Raw genomic sequence first — 1,604 nt, forward strand, 5'->3', positions numbered from 1 at the left:
CCTGCGGGGGGCCGGGGGCGGGGGGGCGCCGCGCCGGCCGCGCTCGCGGCGGCGGGCCGCCCGGCCGCGCGGCTCAGCGCTCGGTGATCCGCGAGTAGTCGCGAGCAGGGTACCCGGTGTAGATCTGGCGCGGGCGGCCGATCTTCAGCGGCTCGCTGTGCATCTCCCGCCAGTGCGCGATCCAGCCGGGCAGCCGGCCCATCGCGAACAGCACGGTGAACATGCGGGTCGGGAAGCCCATCGCCTTGTAGATGACGCCGGTGTAGAAGTCGACGTTCGGGTACAGGCGGCGCTCGACGAAGTAGTCGTCGGTGAGCGCGGCCTCCTCGAGGGCCTGGGCGATGTCGAACAGCTCGTCGTCGCCGCCCAGCTTGCGCAGGATCGCGTCGGCGTGCTTCTTGGCGATGGCCGCGCGCGGGTCGTAGTTGCGGTAGACGCGGTGCCCGAAGCCCATGAGCTTCACGCCGTCTTCCTTGTTCTTGACCTTGCGGATGAACTCCTTGACGTCGCCGCCCTGGGCCTTGATGTCGTCGAGCATCTCCAGCACGGCCTGGTTGGCGCCGCCGTGCAGCGGGCCCCACAGCGCGTTGATGCCGCCGGACACCGAGGTGAACAGGTTGGCGTCGGAGGAGCCGACCAGGCGCACGGTCGAGGTCGAGCAGTTCTGCTCGTGGTCGGCGTGCAGGATCAGCAGCATGTCGAGCGCGGCGGCGACCTCGGGGTCGACCTCGTAGGGCTCGGCCGGGAAGCCGAAGGTCATCCGCAGGAAGTTCTCGACCAGGCTCAGCGAGTTGTCCGGGTAGAGGAACGGCTGGCCGACCGACTTCTTGTAGGAGTAGGCCGCGATGGTGGGCAGCTTGGCCAGCAGGCGGATGGTGGACAGCTCGACCTGCTCGGGGTCGCGCGGGTCCAGCGAGTCCTGGTAGTAGGCCGACAGCGCGTTGACCGCCGAGGACAGCACCGGCATCGGGTGCGCGTTGCGCGGGAAGCCGTCGAAGAACCGCTTGAGGTCCTCGTGCAGCAGGGTGTGGCGGCGGATGCGGTCGGTGAACTCGTCCAGCTGGGACTGCGTCGGTAGCTCGCCGTAGATGAGCAGGTAGCTGACCTCGATGAAGGTCGAGGAGTCGGCCAGCTGCTCGATCGGGTAGCCGCGGTAACGCAGGATGCCCGCTTCGCCGTCGATGTAGGTGATCGCCGACTTGGTGGGCGCGGTGTTCATGAAGCCCGGGTCGTAGGTGACGTATCCGGTGCTGGCCAGCATCTTGCCCAGATCGACACCGTGGTTGCCTTCGGTGGCCTCGGTGATCGTCATGGCGTATTCGCCGCCCGGGTAGCTCAGTACCGGCTTGGCGTCGTTGTGGTTCTCGGGCACGGAAGGATCCCTCTCAGGCTAGGACCGTCGGCATCGGAGTGCGGTCGGCACGGCGGTGCGATCACTTAGACGCTAGCCGCTGAGGAGAGTTGTCTCGGCATGAGGGGTCCGCTGTGCGGGTCGCACGCCGACGGGTCGCCGCGAGGGAGACGCGGGATCGGCTCGTTACGGCGGGCGGAAGCCGCCGCGGGGGCGTGTGCCCGGCCGCCGGTGGGTGCTCACAGCCGAACAT

General features: G+C 68.7%; 1 protein-coding gene. It reads right to left on the bottom strand.

What is annotated here, in order from left to right; genetic code table 11:
• Positions 1-73: 73 nt before the first annotated feature.
• Positions 74-1,372: a citrate synthase gene (locus QH283_RS16575; protein WP_280503888.1), complete on the bottom strand. Its 1,299-nt coding sequence runs from the start codon at positions 1,370-1,372 to the stop codon at positions 74-76.
• Between the last annotated feature and the right edge of the window lie 232 nt (positions 1,373-1,604).

The sequence above is a fragment of the Nocardia farcinica genome (assembly GCF_029867845.1).
Taxonomy (GTDB): domain Bacteria; phylum Actinomycetota; class Actinomycetes; order Mycobacteriales; family Mycobacteriaceae; genus Nocardia; species Nocardia farcinica_A.